Raw genomic sequence first — 3600 nt, 5'->3', positions numbered from 1 at the left:
GAAAAATGAAGTGACTTAATGTTACTTGATTGTCATAAGTTCAGTCAGGAGGTGCTTTTGTATTCCATTACTTATGTCAGTTCGGCTACCCATGCCTTTTCTCAGGAGCAGTTATTTGAGCTGCTGGATGAATGTCGTAGTAATAACCTTAGAGAAAATCTTACTGGACAGCTGCTGTATAAAGATCAAGAGTTTATGCAAGTTCTGGAAGGTGAGGAAGAGCCACTGAAGTTTACTTTTGAGAAAATTTGCTGTGACAAGCGCCATAAAAATATTCTCATTTTAAACGAGGGGTCCATCGGCCATCGTGAGTTCTGTGATTGGACCATGGGGTTTTACAATCTGGATAATGAATATGAGCATCATATTCCCGGCTACAGTGACATTTTGAATTACCCACTGACAGGGAATGAATTTCAATCACAGCCATCATTAGCCCAAATTCTACTTCTATCATTCAAAGATACTTATTAGTTCAAGTTAAATAATGACCAAGAGAATGGTGACCGTTTTATATTAATTTCACCTGCCCATGTTAGGGTTGAGTGATTAAAGTCTATTCGAATCAAATACAGTCTGTTTTGGTTCAAGCATGCAGCACGGTTTTTCAGAGAATCTTATAAATTAAGAGAGGAGAGACAACATGAGCACGAAAGATAACAACAGAACAACGACTGATTCCGGTTTACCTGTCTCCAGTGATGAACATTCCTTAACCGTTGGCCGAGATGGCCCGATTCTGCTTCATGATTTATATCTTATTGAGCAGATGGCTAATTTTAATCGCGAGCGAATTCCAGAACGTCAGCCTCATGCTAAGGGCTCTGGTGCGTTTGGTCATTTCAAAGTGACACATGATGTTAGCCAATTTACCAAGGCTGCAGTGTTTCAACCTGGTACCGAGACTGAGGTTCTAGCTCGGTTTTCAACTGTGGCAGGTGAGCGAGGTAGTCCCGATACCTGGCGCGATCCTCGTGGCTTTTCACTTAAGTTTTATACGACGGAAGGTAACTATGACATGGTGGGGAACAATACCCCCGTGTTTTTTATTCGTGACCCGTTAAAATTCCAACACTTTATCCGCTCTCAAAAACGTCGTGCTGATAACGCAATGCGTGACCATGATATGCAGTGGGACTTTTGGACCTTGTCTCCAGAGTCGGCGCATCAGGTGACGTGGTTGATGGGGGATCGTGGCATTCCCAAAACATGGCGTAACATGAATGGCTATTCCAGTCATACGTATTTATGGGTGAATGATAAGGGCGAAAAGTTTTGGGTGAAATATCACTTCAAAACCAATCAGGGCATTGATTTTCTGACTCAGGACGAAGCTGATACGCTGGCGGGTAAAGATGGCGATTATCACAGACGCGATTTGTTTAATGCGATCAAAGAAGGGAACAATCCTAGCTGGACCATGAACGTTCAGATTATGCCTTTTGAGGATGCGAAAACATACCGTCTGAATCCATTTGATTTAACGAAGGTCTGGCCTCACGATGATTATCCATTGCATGAAGTGGGGCAATTAACGCTGAATCGTAACCCGACAGATTTTCATACTGAGATTGAACAGGCCGCATTTGAGCCAAGTAATTTAGTGCCGGGCATAGGGATTAGTCCTGACAAGATGTTACTGGGTCGTATGTTTTCTTATGCTGATGCCCATCGCCACCGTTTAGGGGTGAACTATAAGCAGATTCCGGTGAATGCGCCGAAATGTCCTGTGAATAGTTATAGTAAAGATGGGGCCATGCGTGTACAAAATGTCACTGATCCTGTTTATGCGCCTAATTCTAAAGGTGGGCCGAAAGCTGATCCTGAAAACTATCCAGAAGACACCACATGGGCGGCCAGTGGTGAGTTCACACGCGAAGCTTACACGCTACGCGAAGATGATGACGACTTTGGTCAGGCCGGTATTTTAGTTCGGGAAGTGATGGATGATGCGCAGCGTGATCGTCTGGTATCAAATGTGGTTGGCCACGTGAGTGATGGTGTTGAAGAACCCGTATTATCACGCGTCATTGAGTACTGGAAAAACATTGACAGTGATATCGGTGAACGTATTGCCAAAGGCCTAGGCAAAGCATAAACCAATAGTTTGTCAGTGAAACAAAAAAGCCAGCTTTAAGCTGGCTTTTTTTATGAATCGATATATTTTTTTATCGGCTCAAGGCGTCTTCATCACCTTTATGGTTTGGGTGTATGAAGTTGGACTCTTTCGCTGTCTGCGTATCCGGGCCATCTAAAAGCGCGCCAGCACGATCAGGCAACACACGCTGGTCAGTAAAGTTGCCAAGTTCTTCATAGCCATGAGAAAGATGATCAAACAGCTCTTTGTACGAACCCGCCATATCCTTAAAAGCTTGTGCCGTTTTGTCGTAATGGGCATGTACTTTTTGTTTATAGGCATCAAGTTCGGCTTGTTTATCGGCCAGTTGACGATCATATGACTCAGCGATTTCTTTCATTTGATGATCACTGCCGGGAGCTTGGCGACGTCCCAGAGCAAAGCCGAGCAATGCAGCAATGATAGCGATGACAATCGTGATTGCCCAGATTTCCGTTGAGGTCATAGTTCTTCCCGTTAAAAGTGAATAAGCTCTAGTCTAGCCATTGAGTGTCCTCATGACAAACCGTTTTATTGAAAGGTTTTATTTTGTGATTTAATAAGCCATTGATATCACTTCTATCCGCCATTGCTGAAAGGATACATCATGGTTTCACCTCTTTTCTTGGGTCAGTCAACACAGCCCGTCACCTTATTAGCTAATATGGCAAACCGTCATGGTCTGATTGCTGGTGCGACAGGGACAGGCAAAACCGTCACGCTTCAGGTGCTGGCAGAAAGCTTCAGTCAGATAGGTGTGCCTGTATTTGCAGCAGATATTAAAGGGGACTTATCGGGAATCAGTCAGCCGGGTAAACCGCATCCCAAAATTAATGAGCGTGTTGATCTGATGGGTCTATCAGATTTCGGCTTTACTGGAATGCCTGTCACGTTTTGGGATGTATTTGGCAAGCAAGGTCACCCACTTAGAGCAACGATTTCCGATATGGGGCCGTTGCTGTTATCCCGATTGATGAATTTGAATGAAACGCAGCAGGGCATTTTGAACTTGGTATTTCGCGTTGCCGATGACAATGGCTGGCTGGTTTTGGATTTAAAAGATCTCCGATCCATGCTGCAGTTTATTGCTGAGAATGCGGCAGAGTTCAGAACCTTATACGGCAATATTTCTGCTGCTAGTGTGGGCGCTATTCAACGTCGTTTATTAGGACTGGAAGAGCAGGGGGCTGACCAGTTATTTGGTGAGCCAATGTTTAATCTGGATGAGCTGTTGCAAACAGATGAACATGGGCGAGGCATCATTAACTTGCTGGCCGCTGACAGTCTAATGCAGTCGCCTAATCTTTATAGTGCTTTTTTACTCTGGCTGTTATCTGAATTATTTGAGCAATTACCCGAAGTAGGCGATCCTGAAAAACCGAAGTTGGTGCTGTTTTTTGATGAGGCTCATTTATTATTTGATGATGCGCCTAAAGTATTGTTGGATAAAATTGAGCAAGTCGTTCGACTTATTCGTTCAAAAG

General features: G+C 43.9%; 4 protein-coding genes. 3 read left to right on the top strand and 1 reads right to left on the bottom strand.

Translation table 11 applies throughout. The features are described from left to right. Window positions 1-18: 18 nt before the first annotated feature. Window positions 19-474, top strand: a complete 456-nt coding sequence (locus tag B4K20_RS13410) for a BLUF domain-containing protein (RefSeq protein ID WP_289283252.1) — start codon at window positions 19-21, stop codon at window positions 472-474. A gap of 169 nt (window positions 475-643) precedes the next feature. After that, window positions 644-2098, top strand: coding sequence for a catalase (locus B4K20_RS13405; RefSeq protein WP_289283251.1), 1455 nt, complete (start codon window positions 644-646; stop codon window positions 2096-2098). A 70-nt stretch (window positions 2099-2168) separates the two neighbouring features. On the opposite strand, the gene B4K20_RS13400 is transcribed toward B4K20_RS13405, so the two are convergent. Further along, the gene (locus tag B4K20_RS13400) at window positions 2169-2582 is read right to left on the bottom strand and encodes a ZapG family protein (protein ID WP_289283250.1); all 414 of its coding nucleotides are present in this window, start codon (window positions 2580-2582) and stop codon (window positions 2169-2171) included. A 141-nt stretch (window positions 2583-2723) separates the two neighbouring features. Here B4K20_RS13400 and B4K20_RS13395 point away from each other — a divergent pair. Continuing rightward, on the top strand, window positions 2724-3600 hold an 877-nt coding region (locus B4K20_RS13395; RefSeq protein WP_289283249.1), incomplete at its 3' end, for a helicase HerA-like domain-containing protein.

It is taken from the genome of Methylophaga sp. UBA5088, assembly GCF_002414625.1.
GTDB classification, from domain to species: Bacteria; Pseudomonadota; Gammaproteobacteria; order Nitrosococcales; family Methylophagaceae; genus Methylophaga; species Methylophaga marina.
This window is presented reverse-complemented; position numbering and strand designations above follow the sequence as displayed.

What these genes read in the sequence shown, in the direction of transcription:
- B4K20_RS13410 (WP_289283252.1), top strand. Translation starts at nt 19, where the DNA reads ATGTTACTTGATTGTCATAAGTTCAGTCAGGAGGTGCTTTTGTATTCC.
- B4K20_RS13405 (WP_289283251.1), top strand. Translation starts at nt 644, where the DNA reads ATGAGCACGAAAGATAACAACAGAACAACGACTGATTCCGGTTTACCT.
- B4K20_RS13400 (WP_289283250.1), bottom strand. Translation starts at nt 2,582, where the DNA reads ATGACCTCAACGGAAATCTGGGCAATCACGATTGTCATCGCTATCATT.